The sequence below is a fragment of the Streptomyces sp. NBC_00316 genome (genome assembly GCF_036158715.1).
GTDB lineage: Bacteria > Actinomycetota > Actinomycetes > Streptomycetales > Streptomycetaceae > Streptomyces.
Genome location: NZ_CP108023.1, coordinates 844,239 through 861,582, shown reverse-complemented (window position 1 = coordinate 861,582; position 17,344 = coordinate 844,239). Strand labels below are relative to the sequence as shown.

General features: G+C 69.9%; 14 protein-coding genes. 6 read left to right on the top strand and 8 right to left on the bottom strand.

Features of this window, described 5'->3' with window-relative positions; translation table 11 throughout:
- Nucleotides 1–32 precede the first annotated feature (32 nt).
- Nucleotides 33–1,313: an ATP-binding protein gene (locus OG878_RS03955; protein ID WP_328885440.1), complete on the top strand. Its 1,281-nt coding sequence runs from the start codon at nucleotides 33–35 to the stop codon at nucleotides 1,311–1,313.
- A 139-nt stretch (nucleotides 1,314–1,452) separates the two neighbouring features.
- On the opposite strand, the gene OG878_RS03950 is transcribed toward OG878_RS03955, so the two are convergent.
- Entirely contained in the window at nucleotides 1,453–4,107 is a 2,655-nt protein-coding gene (locus OG878_RS03950; RefSeq protein WP_328885439.1) for a SpoIIE family protein phosphatase, read from the bottom strand.
- A gap of 366 nt (nucleotides 4,108–4,473) precedes the next feature.
- Between OG878_RS03950 and OG878_RS03945 the strand changes: the two genes are divergently transcribed.
- Nucleotides 4,474–6,555, top strand: a complete 2,082-nt coding sequence (locus OG878_RS03945; protein ID WP_328885438.1) for a SpoIIE family protein phosphatase — start codon at nucleotides 4,474–4,476, stop codon at nucleotides 6,553–6,555.
- A gap of 137 nt (nucleotides 6,556–6,692) precedes the next feature.
- On the opposite strand, the gene OG878_RS03940 is transcribed toward OG878_RS03945, so the two are convergent.
- Nucleotides 6,693–7,133, bottom strand: a complete 441-nt coding sequence (locus OG878_RS03940; RefSeq protein ID WP_328885437.1) for a MarR family winged helix-turn-helix transcriptional regulator — start codon at nucleotides 7,131–7,133, stop codon at nucleotides 6,693–6,695.
- 48 nt (nucleotides 7,134–7,181) lie between these two features.
- Here OG878_RS03940 and OG878_RS03935 point away from each other — a divergent pair, with 48 nt between their 5' ends.
- Nucleotides 7,182–7,925: a dienelactone hydrolase family protein gene (locus OG878_RS03935; protein ID WP_328885436.1), complete on the top strand. Its 744-nt coding sequence runs from the start codon at nucleotides 7,182–7,184 to the stop codon at nucleotides 7,923–7,925.
- Nucleotides 7,926–7,927: 2 nt separating this feature from the next.
- Entirely contained in the window at nucleotides 7,928–8,194 is a 267-nt protein-coding gene (locus OG878_RS03930; protein WP_328885435.1) for a DUF6295 family protein, read from the top strand.
- 233 nt (nucleotides 8,195–8,427) lie between these two features.
- Here the strand turns inward: OG878_RS03930 and OG878_RS03925 are convergent, their stop codons facing one another.
- The 5 genes from OG878_RS03925 to OG878_RS03905 form a co-directional block, all read right to left on the bottom strand.
- The gene (locus OG878_RS03925) at nucleotides 8,428–9,345 is read right to left on the bottom strand and encodes a PDR/VanB family oxidoreductase (protein WP_328885434.1); all 918 of its coding nucleotides are present in this window, start codon (nucleotides 9,343–9,345) and stop codon (nucleotides 8,428–8,430) included.
- Entirely contained in the window at nucleotides 9,342–9,503 is a 162-nt protein-coding gene (locus OG878_RS03920) for a hypothetical protein (RefSeq protein ID WP_328885433.1), read from the bottom strand. The genes OG878_RS03925 and OG878_RS03920 overlap by 4 nt, the downstream gene beginning before the upstream one ends.
- Nucleotides 9,500–10,504, bottom strand: a complete 1,005-nt coding sequence (locus OG878_RS03915; protein ID WP_328885432.1) for an aromatic ring-hydroxylating dioxygenase subunit alpha — start codon at nucleotides 10,502–10,504, stop codon at nucleotides 9,500–9,502. Before OG878_RS03915 ends, OG878_RS03920 begins: the two co-directional genes overlap by 4 nt.
- 134 nt (nucleotides 10,505–10,638) lie before the next feature.
- Nucleotides 10,639–11,391, bottom strand: coding sequence for an IclR family transcriptional regulator (locus tag OG878_RS03910; RefSeq protein WP_328885431.1), 753 nt, complete (start codon nucleotides 11,389–11,391; stop codon nucleotides 10,639–10,641).
- On the bottom strand, nucleotides 11,388–11,825 hold the full coding sequence (locus OG878_RS03905) for a MarR family winged helix-turn-helix transcriptional regulator (protein ID WP_328891121.1): 438 nt from the start codon (nucleotides 11,823–11,825) through the stop codon (nucleotides 11,388–11,390). The genes OG878_RS03910 and OG878_RS03905 overlap by 4 nt, the downstream gene beginning before the upstream one ends.
- A 349-nt stretch (nucleotides 11,826–12,174) precedes the next feature.
- Between OG878_RS03905 and OG878_RS03900 the strand changes: the two genes are divergently transcribed.
- Complete coding sequence (locus OG878_RS03900; RefSeq protein WP_328885430.1) at nucleotides 12,175–13,356, top strand: hypothetical protein; 1,182 nt, start codon at nucleotides 12,175–12,177, stop codon at nucleotides 13,354–13,356.
- 151 nt (nucleotides 13,357–13,507) lie between these two features.
- Entirely contained in the window at nucleotides 13,508–16,216 is a 2,709-nt protein-coding gene (locus OG878_RS03895) for a M4 family metallopeptidase (RefSeq protein WP_328885429.1), read from the top strand.
- Between the two features lie 305 nt (nucleotides 16,217–16,521).
- Here the strand turns inward: OG878_RS03895 and OG878_RS03890 are convergent, their stop codons facing one another.
- On the bottom strand, nucleotides 16,522–16,725 hold the full coding sequence (locus tag OG878_RS03890; protein WP_328885428.1) for a hypothetical protein: 204 nt from the start codon (nucleotides 16,723–16,725) through the stop codon (nucleotides 16,522–16,524).
- Between the last annotated feature and the right edge of the window lie 619 nt (nucleotides 16,726–17,344).

The following is a 17,344-nucleotide window of genomic DNA, read 5'->3' as shown; positions in this document are numbered from 1 at the left end:
GGCGGTGGTGACCCGCCTGCAAGGTGGTGACGATGCGGACGTGGCGGTTGCGGGACTTCCGCGACGACGATCTGGACCGTGCCATCCAGATATGGGACCAGGACCGGCAGGCGGACGATTCACCTCCCGCGTTCCCCGTCTCCGAGGTCATGGCCGCGGCCCGCACCGGTGAACCCGCCGTGGTCGCCGTGGTGGGCGACGACATGGTGGGCATGGCGGTGGCCCAGTGCCATGGCGATCGTGCCTGGATCACGCTGGTCGCTCTGTCCGGGGCGTGGCGCAATCGCGGGATCGGCAGCGCCCTGATCGGCGAGCTCGAGCGGCGGCTGCGACCGCAGGGCGTACGCCGCATCACCGCGCTGCTCGCACCGGGGGCCACCGGAACCACAGCCCTGGAGAACTCCGGCTACCGCCCGCGCACCGGATTGACGCTCTACGAGAAGCTCGAGCATCTCGGCGCGAGCGAGGCGGGTCTGCTCGCCGAGCTCGGCGGCAGGATACTGCCGCCCGGGCTCTGGGATGCGCTGGCGGGCATGGAGAAGGAGAAGGAAGCGATCGAGCGGCACATCGTGCTGCCCCTGTCCGAGCCCGTGCTGGCCGACCGGTACGGGGTGACGCCGCCCAAGGCGGTCATCCTCTTCGGCCCGCCGGGCACCGGCAAGACCAGCTTCGCCAAAGCCGTCGCCTCCCGGCTGGAATGGCCCTTCGTGGAACTCTTCCCCTCCCGGCTCGCGTCAGAGGGCCCGGGCGGCCTGGCCACCGCGCTACGGGACACGTTCGCCGAGCTGGCCGGACTGGAGACGGTCGTGCTCTTCATCGACGAAGTCGAGGAGATCGCCGGCATCCGCTCCGGCCCGAACGCGGGCCCCGGCCACGGAGTCACCAATGAACTGCTCAAACTGATCCCCGGCTTCCGCGACCACGACGACCGTCTGCTGATCTGCGCGACCAACTCCATCCGCTCCCTCGACCCGGCGTTCCTGCGCCCCGGTCGCTTCGACTACGTCATTCCGGTCGGTCCCCCCGACCCCGTCGCCCGGTCGGCGATCTGGCAGCGTTACCTCGGCCCCGCCGCCGACAGCATCGAGTTGTCCCCGCTGATCGAGACCAGCGAGATGTTCACCCCGGCCGACATCGAGTTCGCCGCCCGCAAGGGCGCCCATGCCGCGTTCGAACGAGAAGTGGCCGATCGCCACGGCGCGCAGCCCAGCGTCGAGGATTACCTGGCCGCCATCGCCGACACGCGTCCCACACTCACTGCTCAGGCCCTCACCGAATTCAGTGAGGACATCGAGCACTACGTGCGCATGTGACGTCGGTCGCTCGTCGACGCACCGTCACAGCGCGGGGGACCACCGGATCGCCGGGGTGCCCCCCGTTCCGGATTCCTGGCCGCCGGCCGTCTCACCACCAGGAGCGCCCCCCGCACCACTTGCGGGTCGACATGCTCCTTCAGGGCGACTCACCTGCCCCAGGGACCGCCGGCAGGGCCTGCTCCACCCAAATGGTCTTGCCGGTCGGGGTGTAGCGCGTGCCCCACTGCTGTGCGATCTGGGAGACGATGAACAGGCCGCGACCGCTCTCGTCGTCGGCGGCGGCGTGGCGCAGATGGGGTGAGGTGTGCCCGGCGTCGGCGACTTCGCAGATGAGGGTCTGGTCGCGGATGAGCCGGACGTGGATCGGCCCCGCGGCGTAGCGGACGGCGTTGGTGACCAGTTCACTCACGACCAGTTCGGTGGTGAACGACAGCTCGTCGAGTCCCCATGCTCCGAGTTGCCCCAACGCCATGGCACGGGCCTTGCCGACCATCGCCGGTTCCGCCGTCAGTTCCCACGCAGCCACCTGGTGCTCGCCGAGGATCCGTGTGCGCACGAGGAGCAGGACGGCGTCGTCGTTCGCCGGCCCCGGCACCAGGGTGGCGATTGCGCGGTCACAGAGTTCTTCCAGGGGACGCCGCTGCTGCGCGAGGGTTTCCGCGAGCAGGCCGAGGCCGATGTCGGCGTCGTCGGCGGCCGCCTGGACGAGTCCGTCGCTGAAGAGCGCGACGAGGCTGCCCGGCGGCAGCTGGAATTCCGCGGTCTCGTAGGGCAGGCCACCCAGTCCCAGCGGGGGGCCGGCCGGGAGCTCCGGGTAGGTGGTGACACCGCTGTCCGGCAGGACGATCGCGGCCAGCGAGTGCCCGGCACGCGCCATGCTGCACAGGCCCGACACCGGGTCGTACACCGCATACAGGCAGGTCAACCCCAGGGCTGCGTCCTGCCCGGGCCCCGCGCCGCCTGCACCATGAACGGCCGCCTGCTCCTCGGCGGTCTGCTCGACCAGGTCGGCCAGGCGCGAGAGGAGCTCGTCCGGGGCGAGATCGAGGCGGGCGAGGACGCGTACGCCGGTGCGCAGTCGCCCCATGGTGGCGGCGGCGAGCAGTCCGTAACCGGTCACCTCCCCGACAACCAGGCCGACACGCGTCCCCGACAGTGGGATGACGTCGAACCAGTCACCGCCCACCCCGGACCGGCTGTCCGATGGCACATAGCGGCTCGCCATCTCGACAGCGGTGCGCTGCGGCAGCCGGTGAGGCAGCATGCTGCGCTGAAGTCTGAGGGCCGCGGTGTGCTCGCGCGTGACGACCAGCATCAGCACGACGCCGAGCAGGAGTGCTCCGAGGCCCATGACCGTCACCCCGCCCGTACGTCCGACGAACGGCAGTTCGATTGAGGTCTCGCCGTAGCCGGGGGCGGCGTAGACGCCGAAGGCGGCGTAGCAGAAGAGGAAGAGCATCGTCAGGCCGCCCAGACCCGGCAGCAGGCCCTTGAACAGGAAGTCCTTGCGGCTGCGGGTGAGCACCCTGCGGAAGTACCAGACACAGGCGAAGCCGGTGAGCCCGTAGTAGAAGGCGATTGCGAGGCCGACCGACTCGACGGAGTCGGCCAGGACATTGCGGCTGATCGCCGTCAGGAGGACGAAGAAGCCGATGGAGGCCAGACCCAAGCTGATCGTCGACCAGGTCGGGGTGAGGAATCTGCGGTGCAGGCGGGCGAATCGGGAGGGGACGGCCTTGTGCGCGGCCATGGAGAAGACGGTCCGGGCCATCGGGAGGATGGTGGTCTGGGTGGATGCCACCGCGGAGCTGAGCACCATGAGGATCAGCAGCTTGGCGAGAAGGGCCCCCAGACCCTCACTGCCGAAGGCGGCGTTGCCCAGGCCTGACAGGACGTCGCCCGCGCTGGCCCTGTTGCCCAGCCCGATGCCGGTGGAGCCGACTCCGGCGAAGGCTTGCGCCGAGGTGGTGACCAGGGCGTAGAGGACGAGCAGCAGCACCACGGAGATGACGGCGGCCCGCCCGGGCGTGCGCGTGCTGTCCGTGGTCTCCTCGTTGACCGTGACGGCGGTGTCCCAGCCCCAGTAGATGAAGACGGCGGCGAGAACGCCCGAGGTCAGCGCTTCGAACGACGGTACGCGGAAGGGGTTGAACCAGGAGGCGGAGACATGGATCGCCATCTCGGCGCTGCCGGTGTAGACCCTGACCAGGGCGGTGACCGCGAACAGCACCAGTACGGCCACCTCGATGAACAGGAGCCAGCGCTGGACGGCGGCCGAGAGCTCGATGCCGATGTAGCAGATCGCGGTCATCACGATGATCCAGGCGACGCCCGCGACGGTGGTCCACAACCTGTTCTCGGCGAGTGAGTCGTAGCCCAGGAGCCGGAAGCCGTAGATGCCTGCGATCTCGGCGAGGTTGGACATGACGAGGATGTCGGCGACGATGATGCCCCAGCCGCCCATCCAGCCGGTGCGCGGGCCGAAGGCACGGGTCGCCCAGACGAAGGTGGTTCCGCAGTCGGCGTTGCTCGCGTTGAGCTCCTTGTAGGCGTACGCGATCAGCAGCATCGGGATGAAGGCCAGCATGGTGACCACCGGGGCTTGCAGGCCGACGCCTGCCACGATGATGCCGAGCGTGGCCGCGAGGCTGTACGCCGGGGCGGTGGACGCCAGGCCGATGGCAACGGAGGACCACAGCCCCAGGGCACCGGATTTGAGCCCTTTCCTGCCCGCGCCCGAGCCGCACGCGAGCCGCGCGTCGGACGCAGCACGGCTACGGGGGAGCTTCACACCGGATGCCAACCTCTCAATTCGCCTTCAGGTCACCATTTTCGTCGCAGGCGAGGAGGCCTGCCACGGGAGACCGGCCGGATGATCTACGCCGTGGTCGGCAGAACCCGTGGCACCGGACTGCCGGGCGCCACGTCCGGCGGGACCGCGGCGATGCCGTCGGCAGGCGTGATGAATCAGCTGAGTGACCCGGCGCGTACGACCGCGGCGACGGTGGCCGTACCGGCTGTCACACACGGTGGCGATGACCGGCAGGGCGGCAGGGTCCGGGGGAGGATGGGGTTATCCGGAGCAGAACGGAGGCCGGCGCATCCGACGGCCGGCGGGAGGCCCCGCGTCGGTCGGCAGGCGGAGGGAGTGCCCTGCATGAACAGCGTCGAATCCTTCCGGGCCGACATCGGTCGGCTGGGCCCCACGCGCTCGCTTCCGGGTGGGCTGCTGGATCTGCTCACCGTCGCCGCGGTGGTGCTGGATGCCGACGGACAGATCGTTTTCTGGAGCCCGCAGGCCGAGGAGCTGTTCGGCTACACCGCCCAGGAGGCTCTCGGCCAGTACGCGGCGCACCTGTTGGTGTACGAGGAGCAGCTGGATCTGGTGATCAAGCTGTTCGCCGAGGTGATGGACACGGGCCGTAGCTGGGCCGGTGCTTTCCCCGTACGGCACAAGGACGGAGGCACCCGGCTGGTCGAGTTCCGCAACATGCGGCTGCTCGACGCCCTCGGCGACGTGTACGCCTTGAGCATCGCGGCGGACCACACCGCCCTCCAGCAGGTCGAAACCGAGCTCGCGCTGTCCGAGCGGCTGGTCTCGCAGTCCCCGATCGGGCTCAAGGTCATGGACACCGACCTGCGGTACGTGACCGTCAACCCGGCCCTGGCCCGCATCAATGGCCTGCCCGCCGCCGACCACATCGGCCGGAACATTCATGAGGCCCTGCCCTTTCTGGACACCGAGGCGATCGAGTCGGTCATGCGCCGGGTTCTGGCCACCGGCGTCCCCGTCCTGGACCGGCATGTCGTCGGCCGCACCCCATCCGAACCCGGGACCGAACGTGCGTGGTCCACCTCGTATTTCCGGCTGGAGGACCGCGCCGGGCGCGTGCTCGGCGTGGCTGCCTCGGTCGTGGACATCACCGAGCGGCACCGTGCGGCCACCGAGGCCGCACGGGCCCGGCGGCGTCTTGCCCTCATCGCCAACGCCTCCGCTCGCGTCGGCACCACCCTGGAGGTGGGCCGTACGGCCCGCGAGCTCGCCGAGGCCGCGGTGCCGGACCTCGCCGACGTGGTAGCGGTGGACGTGCTCGACTCCGTCCTGGCCCTGCGCCGCTCGGCCGCGCCCACGACCGGCCAGGAACTCTTCCGCGCCCTCGCCGTCGCCGCCGCCTATCCCAACGAGGTCGTCCAAGCCGCCGACACGCCCGGAGACCTGGCCACGTACGGCGCTGACCGCCTGGTCACGCAGTGCGTACACACGGGTCGGCCGGTGCTGCTGCCGCATGTGGCCGATGAGGATCTGCCCCGCATCGCTCGCGATCCGGCCGCTGCCGCTCTTCTGGCCAAGGCCGGCGTCCACTCGTATCTCGCGGTCCCCCTGATCGCCCGCGGCGAGGTCCTGGGCGCCGTGGACCTCATCCGTGCCCGCAACCCGCTGCCCTTCGACGACGACGACGCCACCCTGGCCTGCGAGCTCGCTGCCCGAGCCGCGGTGTGTATCGACAATGCGCGCTGGTTCCAGAGCGTGCGCAACATCGCGGTCACCCTCCAGCGCAGTCTGCTCCCTGACCACCCTCCGCACCATGAGGGCCTCGAGGTCGCCTCCCGCTACGAGCCCGCAGGAACTGCCAGTGAGGTCGGCGGGGATTGGTTCGACGTCATCTCCCTGGAGGGCGACAAGACCGCCCTGGTGGTGGGCGACGTGATGGGCAGCGGCATCGACGCCGCCGCGACCATGGGCAGACTGCGCACCGCGACGTGCACCCTGGCCGATCTCGACCTCGAGCCGGCGCGGGTGCTCCGACAGCTCGACAAGACCACCGCACGTCTGGAGCACTACATCGCAACCTGCGTCTACGCCGTCTACGACCCTCACCGGGCGGAGTGCCACATAGCCACGGCAGGACACATGCCTCCCGTCCTCGTTCGCGCCGGCCGCCCCCCGGAACTGCTCGATCTGCCCACCGGAATCCCGCTCGGGGTCGGCGGTGTTCCCTTCGAAGCCACGACCCTCCAACTGGAGGAGGGCGATCTGCTCGTCCTCTACACCGACGGCCTGGTCGAAACCCGGGAACATCCCATCGACGAGCGCCTGAACAGACTGCTCCGGTTGCTGGAGGGCCCCCAGCACCGCTTGGAGGAGATATGCGAACGGCTCCTCGGCGCACTGCGTGACCCGGAGCACCACGACGACGTGGCTCTGCTCATCGCGCGGCCAACTGCCCGTCCGCCTTGAGGAGCGCCTCGGCGGGTGGCCCTGCCGCCGCTCGCCGCGTTCGGGCCTGCCGGGTCCGTCCCGCTTGCTCGCTGCCGTGTGCGCTCCCGTTCGCGCTGCCCGGCACGGGGTCGGCCGGGCGGAATGTGCCGGGGCCTTCAGATGCGCCGGGTGATCCTTTCCAGCAGCGGAACGGCGGCGGCCAGCTGCGCGCGCTCGGCCGGGGTCAGCTCGTCGGTGATCGCCGCGGTCAGCCGCCGCGACCGTTCCCGCCGGGCCCCTCGCAGGCCCTTCAGTCCGTCCTCGGACAGCGAGACGACGACGCGGCGGCCGTCGTTGGGGTCGGGCGTGCGGTCGACGAGCCCGCGGTCCTGCAGGGCGGCGACGATGGCGCTCATGGACTGCGGCCGGATCCCCTCGCCGGCCGCGAGCCTGCTGGGTGTGGCGGGCCCCTCGCGGTCCAGGCGCACCAGTACCGACGTCTGCGAGGGCGTGAGCTCGTCGTCCGGTTTCACCTGGCGCAGCCGCCGCATCAGAGGCCCGAGGCAGGCACGCAGGTCCGTGGCGAGCACGGCCGGATCACTTCTGGTGGAGGTCACAATTCTCAGTATAAACTTAGTAGTTACGCCTTATGATATAGGTGACTCATGAACGATTCCCTGAGTGCGACGACCGTCCGGATCACCGGTCACGGTGGTGACGAGGTCGAGGCCTATGTGGCCCGCCCGGACGGCGAGCAGCGGCGCGGTGGCGTGGTGGTGATCCATCACATGCCGGGGTACGACCGGGCGACCAAGGAGATGGTCCGTCGCTTCGCCGAACTCGGCTACGACGCCATCTGCCCGAACCTTTACACCCGCGAGGCGCCGGGTGCCGCGCCGGACGACGCGGCCGCGGTCGCCCGTGCCAACGGCGGTGTGCCCGACGACCGGCTGGTCGGTGACGTCGGTGCGGCCGTCGCATACCTGCGCGCGCTGCCGACCTCCAACGGCAGGGCCGGCGCGATCGGCCACTGCTCCGGCGGACGGCAGGCCGTACTCGCGGCCTGTCACCTCGACCTGGACGCGGCGGTGGACTGCTACGGAGCCTTCGTCACCGGCATCGTGCCGGAGGGCTTCCCGCTGAAGGTGGTCAACCTGGTCGACCAGCTGCCGCAGCTGCGCGCGCCGCTGCTGGGGCTGTTCGGCGAGGAGGACAAGTTCCCCAGCCAGGAGCAGGTTGCCGAGCTGGAGCAGATCCTCACCGAGCACGGCAAGGACTTCGAGTTCCACAGTTACGAGGGCGCCGGGCACGCGTTCTTCGCAGTGGACCGTCCCTCCTACGACGTCGCGGCGGCCAACGACGGCTGGGAGAAGATCACGGCGTTCTACGCGAAGCACTTGGGAGCCTGACGGTGTGCACTTACACGACGGTGAAGGCCAAGGTGGACGGCAGCGCGAAGGGGCCGGGCGGTGCGTGGTTCCATGTCGCCGACGCGACGGTGTACTTCGACCATCCGGTGCATGCGATGGCGGAGCACACACTCAACATCGACTTCACCGACCAGGCCAAGGACCCGGCGACCCGCGTCGCCCTGGAGCTGACCGCGGAGTCGGCGCGGCAGTTGGTCGCGGCGATCCAGGAGGCACTGGCGGCGGTACCGGAGGAGATGCTGGCCTGAGGGCTCGCGTGCCGCGAAGCTCTCCTCATCCGCGCCTGCGCCACGAGGAGTTGCCCTCGGACGTGACGCCCGCATCGGCAGCGGTGCGGGCCGATTCCGCCGATGCGGCCGGACCGCCCGGTGCGTGCTCCACCGCACGTGGGCGGTTGCGGTCGCACGGGAGGCCCGTGCGGCGTCGCCCGACGCCCCGTGTCGTCGCAGGGCCGTGTGGGACGAACCGCGTGGCGGAGGGGTCAGAGGTCGAGCGTGAGGCGGGCGCTCCTCGCGCGGGAGACGCAGACCATGAGGGTCTCGTTGCAGGCGCGTTCGTCCGGGGTGAGGACGCTGTCGCGGTGGTCGGCCTCACCGGCGAGGAGGTCGGTCTCGCAGGTACCGCAGGTGCCCTCGGTGCAGGAGTAGAGCACGTCGACACCGGCGGACTGCAGGGTCTGCAGGATCGACCGGTCGGCGGGTACGGTCAGCACCTTTCCTGTACGGGCGAGTTCGAGCTCGAACGGGGCGTCCGAGGAGGTGTCCGCGACCGGCGGAGTGAAGCGTTCCAAACGGAGGGACTCCAATGGGACGAGGGCTTCGACGGCGGTCAGCAGGGAGGCCGGCCCGCAGGCGTAGACGAGCTCGCCGGGGCGAAGGCCGGTGAGGTAGCCGCCAAGGTCGAGCCGGCCCTCGTGGAGGCGGACCCGGTCGGCGGGGTGACCGGCGCTCAGCTCCTCGGTGAAGGCCATCGTGCTGAGGGAGCGGCCACCGTAGAGCAGGGACCAGTCCGCCGAGGCCGCGGCGGTGAGCATCGGCAGGACCGGGGTGATGCCGATGCCTCCGGCGACGAAGCGGTAGGCGGGGGCGGGCTCCAGCGGGAAGTGGTTGCGGGGTCCTCGGGCCTGGAGCCGGGTGCCCGGCCGGAGTGCGGAGTGGACGTGGGCCGAGCCGCCGCGGCCGTCCGGTTCGAGCAGGACGGCTATCCGCCACGAGGCGGACCCGGGCGGGCCGCAGAGGGAGTACTGGCGTTCCAGCCCGTCCGCCAGAAACAGGTCGATGTGGGCGCCCGGCTCCCAGGACGGGAGAGGCAGGCCATCGGGGTGACGGAGGGTGAGGGAGACGACGCCGACCGCCTCCTGGCGGCGGTCGGCGACGACGAGGTCGAGCAGGTCGTTCACGGGGCGGGGTCCTCTTCGGGGCGGGGATGGTCCGGGTGGGCGAGCATCCACTCCCACATCTCGACCGGGTCCTCGCTGCCGTGCTGCGCGCCGCAGTGGCAGGTGCCGAGGAGCCGGTCGGTGCCCGGGAGCCAGTGGATGCGGACGACGCTGCTCATCGGGTGGCGAGCTTGGCGAGGATGCGGCGTGCGGCCAGGCCGCCGGTGTCGATGTTGATGCTGAGCTCCTGGTAGCCGTCCGGTTCCTGGTCCAGGCAGCGCTGCAGCACGTTGAGCGCGTCGACGTCCTGCATCACGACGGTGTGGTTGAAGTCCCGCAGGAAGGCGGTGACTTCCTCGTCGTCGGTCGCGAAGTTCCGGGAGACCGCCCAGAAGTCGTACACCTTGCCCGGAGCGGAGGGCGTGATGGCGTAGGTGATCTCGGTGCGGTACAGCGGGGCGTCCTGCCCGGAGGGGCTGATCCGGCTGTGCAGCAAGTACAGGCAGGGCGCGTGGTATTCGATGTCCTGCAGGCGCTGGATGCGTCCTTCGATGCCGGTCGAGCGGGCGTAGAAGGGCGGGCATTCGGCGTTCGGCATGTGCCGGGACACCCGGACGACGCCGGCCTCCTCGTCGACCTCCGTGGTGATCGGGGTCTCGGCCACCTCGGGGGTGCCGATGTAGCCGCCGTGGAGATAGGTCTCGTGGGAGAGGTCCATCAGGTTGTCGACCAGCAGGCCGAAGTCGCTGTCGATCGGCTCCATGCCGTTGACGGTGACCCAGCCCTCCTCCACGAGGTGCGGCGCCCGCGGGACGGCGGTGGCGTCCGCCATGTCGGGGTCGCCGATCCAGACCCAGACGAAGGAATCCTGTTCCACCACCGGGTACGAACTCACCCGCGCGGTACGGGGGATACGCTTCTGGCCGGGGACGTAGACGCAGGTGCCGGTCGTGTCGTACGTGAAGCCGTGGTAGCCGCAGACGACCCGGTCCCCGTCGAGGCGGCTCTCCGAGAGCGGGAAGCGGCGGTGCACACATCGGTCCGCGAGGGCGACGGCCGCGCCGTCCTCGGTCCGATAGAAGGCGATCGGCTCGCCGAGGATCGTGCGCCCCAGCAGGTTGCGGCCGACCTCGGCGGACCAGGCGGCGACGTACCACTGGTTGCGGGCGAATTCGGTCATGGCAGGAAGTCCCGTCCCTGAGTTCCGTACCGCGTGTCCCGGTACCGCGGGGCCTCGCTGCCCCGCGTGGCAGACAGGTTGCTCGCTGCGGTTCGGCCCGGACAACGGGACTTCCGTCTGGCGGAAGCCCGCGCCTAATCCGATCCGGGTTGTCGGCCCAGCGCGCGCGAGATGCCCAGTCCGGCCACCCGGACGGCCGGGACGAGTGCGGATGTCTGCGCGCCCGCGACCGGTACCACCACCGAAACCGCGGCGACCACGTCGCCGCCCGGCCCGCGCACCGGCGCGGCCACGGACAGGGCGTCGTCGGTGATCTGCCGGTCGCTCACCGCGCAGCCGGTGCGGCGCACCTCGGCCAGCATGCGGCGCAGCACGGCCGGGTCGGTGACGGTGAACGGCGTGAAGGAGGCCAGCCCGTGGGCGCAGTAGCGCTCCTGGAGGGCAGGGGCGCCGTGCGCGAGCAGCACCAGACCGACGCCGGTGGCGTGCAGCGGCCAGCGGGCGCCGACCTGGGAGTGGACGCTGACCGCGGAGCGGCCGGAGATCCGCTCGATGTAGACGACCTCGAGCCCGTCGCGGACCGCGAGCTGCACGTTCTCGTGGGTGGCTTCGTAGAGGTCTTCCAGGAACGGCATCGCCGCCTGGCGCAGCACCACTCCGCGCGGCGCGAGGGTGGCGATCTCCCACAGTCGCAGGCCGACGTGGTAGCGCCCGGAGGCGTCGCGTTCCAGCGCGCCCCATTCCGCGAGTGCGCCGACGAGCCGGTGCGCGGTGGGCAACGGCAACCCGGCCCGCTGGGCGATCTGGGTGAGCGTCAGGGCGGGATGTTCCTGCTCGAACGCGCCCAGGACGTCGAGCAGGCGGTCCGCGGCGGAGCGGGCGGTCACGGCCGTCGGTCCCCGGCGCAGGGTTCGGCGATGCGCAGCAGCAGTGCGTGCAGCGTCGCGCGCTCCTCGGAACCGAGCGGGGCGAGAAGGCACTCGGTGACCCGGGGACCGTCCTTGTCGCTGTCGCGCAGCAGGGCGCGGCCGGCGTCGGTGAGGACGACGATGCGGTTGCGCCGGTCATGGGGATCGGGCCGGCGCTCCGCCAGGTCGAGGCGCTGGAGGTCGTCCACCAGGCTGACGATGGCACTCGGGTCGTAGCCGAGCCGCTCGCTCAGCTCCCGCTGCCGGGCGCCCTCGACGGTCGCGAGGTGGCGCAGGATCGCGTAGTGCCGCAGCCGCAGCCCGTGCCGTTCCAGGCCGGAGTTGAACAAGCTGCCGGAGCGCAGGCCGAGTCGGTACAACAGGTAGCCGGTGTCGGCGTGCAGCCCGCGTATCGGGGAGGCGTCACTCACCGGGCGAGCATGTCGTAGAACCTGGATCCGGACAACCATGGGCGAGAACAATGATTGCTCCCGTCCTCTGTTTCATGAGCACCGGCACTTCAACCATGCCCGGCGACGGCGGGGTGACAGCAGCCACGGCATGGCGCGGTCCCTCCGCGGAAGAACGCAGGGATCGCCCGGGCGGGTTCGAGGAGCTGCGGCCGGGCGCCCGCGCCCGCCCCTCGCCAAAGCCGTTCGGTGTGCGGAGACGGCCGGATAAGGTGATCGCCGCGGCGATGCCGTACGACGACAAGGGGGCGGGGACAGTGGTTGACGGTACGACAGAAACCGGGATATTCCGGTGTCGTGGCGCGCGTCCGACTCCGGCGCCCGGCGTTCTTCGGTACCACTGCGTCGAGGGGCCGCGCTGAACGCCGACAGCCCTCGCGCGTCCGGCGACGCCCACGTCACGTCGGATGAGGCAGAGGCATCCCTGCTCACGTTCCTCGGTCTGGAGCCGTTGGAGGACGCTGTGTACCGGCTCCTCGTCGACCGGCCCGACAGTGAACCCGCAGCACTCGCGAGCGAGTCGACGGGGTGTGCCGAGGAGGTCGCGCGCGCCCTCGACGTTCTGGTGGAACGCGGTCTGGCCAGCGTCCAACCGGCCGGCGACGCCGTCCTCCACTACCGGGCCGCCTCTCCCGCGCTCGCGCTCGGTCCCTTGCTGGAATCCCGCCGGGCGACCTTGCGGCGCGTCGAGTCGATCGTGACAACCCTGGCCGAACGGCACAGGTCCGCCCAGGCCCACGCCTCGGGAGCGCCGATCGAGGTGCTGACGGGGGCCGCTGCGATCCGGCGGAGGCTCCTGCTGATGCAGGGGCAAGCCACCATCGAGGTGTGCACCATGATGCCTCTGCGTGAGGTTCACACCGTGATCACCGTCGAGGACAACCACGACGAGATCGAAGAAGTACTGATGCGGCGCGGGGTCGCCCTCCGGAGCGTCATCGAACGCGACTGGCTCGAACGTCCCGACATGGCAGCGATCACAGCCGCCTACGTGGCTCAGGGCCAGCACATCTCCGTGGTCGACGAACTTCCGATCAAGTTGATCATCGTCGACCGGCGGATGGCCCTGTTGCCGCTCGCCCCGGAGCGCGACGACGTCGATCCCGTCGCGCTGGCCGTGCACGGTACCGGACTGCTCACCGCGCTCAGTTCGCTCTTCGAAGCGCATTTCGAGAGGGGCTGGCGTCTGCTGCCCTCCGAGACGGAGCCGAGGGCCGGGCGCACCGACGGAGCCGAACTCGAGGCCGTGGACCGCCAGATCGTCTCTCTGCTGTACGTGGGACTCACCGACGCCGCCATCGCCCGTCAGCTCGGCATGGGGCACCGCACCGTCCAGCGGCGCCTGCAGTCCCTCATGGTCGAGGTGGGGGCGGCCACCCGCTTCCAGCTCGGCTGGCGTGCGGCGCGCAGCGGCTGGCTGGAGGAGGCGGACGCGCAAAGCCCCTCGAACCGGATTGAAGACAGCGCCGTCTGAGGCGTATTTACGCCTCGGCGTGTTCACGCCAGGAACATCCCTTGTACACCCCACCGAGCGTGCCGAACCATCTAGGCACCGACCGCAGGGGGCCCTCATACCTCTTGCAGGTGGGCGAGTTCACGCATCTGTGCGATAGGGGAGGGTTCACGTGTTTCCGACACGACAAAGACGGCTCCGCCGCGTCCTGGCTGCCGCAGTGGTGGCCGCGGCCACCGGCTCGACGTTGCTGACGTCACCGGCCTGGGCCGAGGAGGATGCGCCGCCGGCCACGGCCGTGGCCGGAGACAGGGTGCCCGTTGCGCCCGCCATGACTCAGCGCCTCGATGACACGGTCCGCGAGGGCACTCCGGCCGAGGCCGCACGAGCGCACCTGAAGGCCCACCAGGACACGTACAAGGTTCCGGTGACGGACCTTCAGACCGTGAGCACCAGCAAGGACGGCAAGCAGTCCTCCGTCCGCTTCCAGCAGAAGCACGACGGGGTGCCGGTCTTCGGCGCCGAGTATGCCGTGCAGACCGAGGCGGCGGACGGAGGTCAGAACGTCACCTCGGCCACGGGCACCCTGTACACGGACCTGTCGGTCTCCACCGCACCCGGTGTTACCGAGGCCGCAGCCGAGAAGCGGATGTTCTCCCTCGACGGGAAGCTGTCGCGGGTCAAGGGTGCCAAGACCGAGCGCCACGGCCTCATCGTCCTGCCGGACGCCCAAGGCGGCAAGCTGGCCTGGCACTTCACCATCACGGGCGCCGAGGCCAACGGCAGCCCGGTGCGCCAGGAGGTGTACGTCGACGCGAACATCGGCGGCATCGCCCTCTCGTACAACAACATCGACGCCGCGGACGCCGTACCGGCCATGGGTACGGGCGTGCGAGTGGACGGCTCCGAGACGGAGCTGAACGTCAACAAGGAGACGGGCGGTTCGTACACGCTCGTCGACTCCACCCGGGACATGTACGCGCGGACCGGGGGTCAGATACGCACCTACGACGCCCAGCGCAAGAGCTACGCGCTCGTGGCGGGCGGCCCGGTCACCGAGGACATTGCGCTGGCGACCTCCGCGAGCGACCGGTTCGACGGCGTCAACACGTCGTCCGGCGCCGTCGACGCACACTTGAACGCCTCGAAGGTCTATGAATATCTCAAGGACAAGCTCGGCCGTGACGGCGTCGACGGCAAGGGTGGCACGATCTACTCCGTCGTCAACGTGGCGAACAACGGAAAGGACTACGCAAACGCCTTCTGGGACGGTTCCAAGATGGTCTACGGCCACATGGACGGCGTACCGCTGTCCGTCGGCCTGGACGTGGTCGGCCACGAGATGACCCACGGCGTCACCGAGCACACCGCGGGCCTCGTCTACCTGAACCAGTCGGGCGCGCTCAACGAGGCGATCTCCGACTATTTCGGCAATGCCATGGAAACCGCCGACAAGGGCATCGCGATGAGCGACCCGACGTCCGGCCTCATCGGCGAGTACCTCTGCAACGGCACCAAGCCGCTGGAGGAGTGTGCGCTGCGCGACCTCAACGACGGCCGCAACGCGCAGAAGGACTACGAGCCCATCACGCTCGACATCGACAACGGCGGTGTGCACTACAACTCCACCATTGTCGGTGGCGCACTGTGGGACATCCGCAAGAACATCGACGCGGATCTCGCCGACCGGATCATTTACCGGGCGAGCCAGAACTATCTCACCCCGCTGTCCGGCTACACCGACATGCGAAATGCGGTCACCCTGGCCGCGAAGTCCTTGAAGGTCTCCGCTGCCGACCTCGACACCATCGGCCGGGCCTTCGACGCCCACGGCATCGAGCAGGGCTGGGAGCAGAAGTCCGGCACCCATGATGGCACCACCATCGGCGCCGATGTCCTGCCCGCCTACGAGGTGTACAGCGGCATCGACGAGCAGGCCGCCCAGATCAGCGGCGATGTCTACGCCATCGGCCACGGTGACGCGATCGCCTGGGACCAGGGCGGCGCAGCCTTCGGTATCACGGTCGGTCGCTTCGGTAAGGAGCCTCGGCACGAGCTGGCGCAGTCGGACGCCTACCTGATGGACCCGTCCCTCGACGACCAGCGTGTCGTCTTCACCCGGATCTCCGCCGATGGCGTCGGCATCTACCAGGCCGGTGACAAGGGCCAGGGCGCGATCAAGCAACTGGTGGACACCCCGGATGCCGACGAGACCGAACCGGTCACCGAGAACGGCGCCCTCGCCTACATCAGCACGACTGACGACGGCGAGCAGGACGTGATGCTCCGCAAGGCCGACGGCACCACGGTCGACGTGACGCCCGAAGCCGGCACCAAGGCCTCGCGCCTCGCCATGAAGAACGGCACCATCGCCTGGGCCGGTGGCGACGGGACGTACCTCTTCGTCTACGACATCGCCACGGGGAAGACCCAGAACAAGCGGATCGCTGGATTCCTTTTCGACTGGATCTCGGACATCCAGCTCACCTCGGACCGCGTCTTCTACCGCACCAGCGGCGGGTTCCTGATCCCGAGCACCACCATCGTGTCGACGCCGGCCGCCGACGTGACCCAGATGAAGAAATTGACCTTCCCGAAGAGCTTGTACGTTGCCCAGTTCTCGGTCAGCGACGAGTACCTCGCCTACTCGACGTACGACATCTGGGGCGCTCTCGGCTCCTGGAGCGGTCCGACCAAGGTGAAGGTCTCCACGACAGCGGACGCGCTGGCCGGGAAGAACAACTTCAGCCTCGCTTCCTGCTCCTCCGGTTCGCAGCTGGCCCCGTCGCTGGGTGACGGGCAGCGGATCGTCTGGCTGGACACCACGGCCGCGACGACGGACGTGGTGACGCGCGGGACGTTCGCAGGCACCTGCGAGTAGCATCCGCCACGCGTCGGAGGCGGTCACCGGGATTTCCGGTGACCGCCTCTTCGCATGCGGACGCCGCCTCGTGCCGAGGGGCCGACGACGGCATGCGCACCCCTGGACACCATGGGGCTCACGGTTTCTCCGGGGGCGCCGCGCAGTACGGGAGGCCTCGGCTTCCGGACGTACGCGCCGGACGTACGCGCAGGACAGGGAATTCGCCATCGAGCGGGGCGACATCCACGTCCCTGTGTCCAGTGGTTCCGCGGCGGCCGGAACCACGCGGCGCACTTCGACCACCGGCAGGGGCCGGCGAACGTTCAGTTCGTGCCGCTGAACGCCGCCACCGCCGCCCGGGCCGCGTCCTCCACCGTTTCGATGCCTGCCGCCCTCGTACGATTGCCGTCGGAGAGGACGGCGACGTAGTAGGTGCGGCCGCCGGACGAGACACGGCCGATGCTGTTGATGTCCCACAGGCCGGTGGCGGTTCTCGGCAGCCAGCCGTTCTTGAGGGCGGTTCTCACGCCCGGGGGACCCGCTCGATGCCGCGGCCGAGACACCCCAGTCCTGGTCCGAGGACACGTGCTCCATGAGGTCCGCCGCGTACGCCCGTGAGCCGTCCGTCAACGGCGAGTCGTCGCCGAACACCGCTTCGAGCAGGGTCAGCTGGTCGGCGGCCGTGGTCTGCGTCAGCCCCCACAGATCATTGGACCCGCCCTGCGTGGCAGTCATTCCGAAGCGCCCGTTGGCCGCCTCCAGGCCGTCCGCCCTGCCGATGGACCGCCACAGTGCCAGCGCGGCGGCGTTGTCGCTGTTCTCGATCATCGTGGTTGCCCGGGACTGCTCAAGAGCGGTCAACTCCCGCCCACGGTCCTGGGCTTGGAGGAGCAGCGCTGCCAGGATGTCGACCTTGACGATGCTGGCGGTGTCGAATGTCCCCTTGCCGAACACGGCGCTCACGTCGCTCTCGGTGTCCTGGACGGCGACCGACAGGCCGCCGTCCGCCTCGGCGACTTCGGAGGCGAGCGCCGTGTCCAGGTCCATGACCTCGGTCCCGGGCCCGGCCACGGATTCCGTCGTCACCTTCTCCGCGGGTGGGGAGGTGGACGGGGAGGGGGACGCCGGCGCGGACGGGGATACAGC

What these genes read in the sequence shown, in the direction of transcription:
- OG878_RS03920 (WP_328885433.1), bottom strand. Translation starts at nt 9,503, where the DNA reads ATGAGCAGCGTCGTCCGCATCCACTGGCTCCCGGGCACCGACCGGCTC.
- OG878_RS03955 (WP_328885440.1), top strand. Translation starts at nt 33, where the DNA reads ATGCGGACGTGGCGGTTGCGGGACTTCCGCGACGACGATCTGGACCGT.
- OG878_RS03915 (WP_328885432.1), bottom strand. Translation starts at nt 10,504, where the DNA reads ATGACCGAATTCGCCCGCAACCAGTGGTACGTCGCCGCCTGGTCCGCC.
- OG878_RS03935 (WP_328885436.1), top strand. Translation starts at nt 7,182, where the DNA reads ATGAACGATTCCCTGAGTGCGACGACCGTCCGGATCACCGGTCACGGT.
- OG878_RS03945 (WP_328885438.1), top strand. Translation starts at nt 4,474, where the DNA reads ATGAACAGCGTCGAATCCTTCCGGGCCGACATCGGTCGGCTGGGCCCC.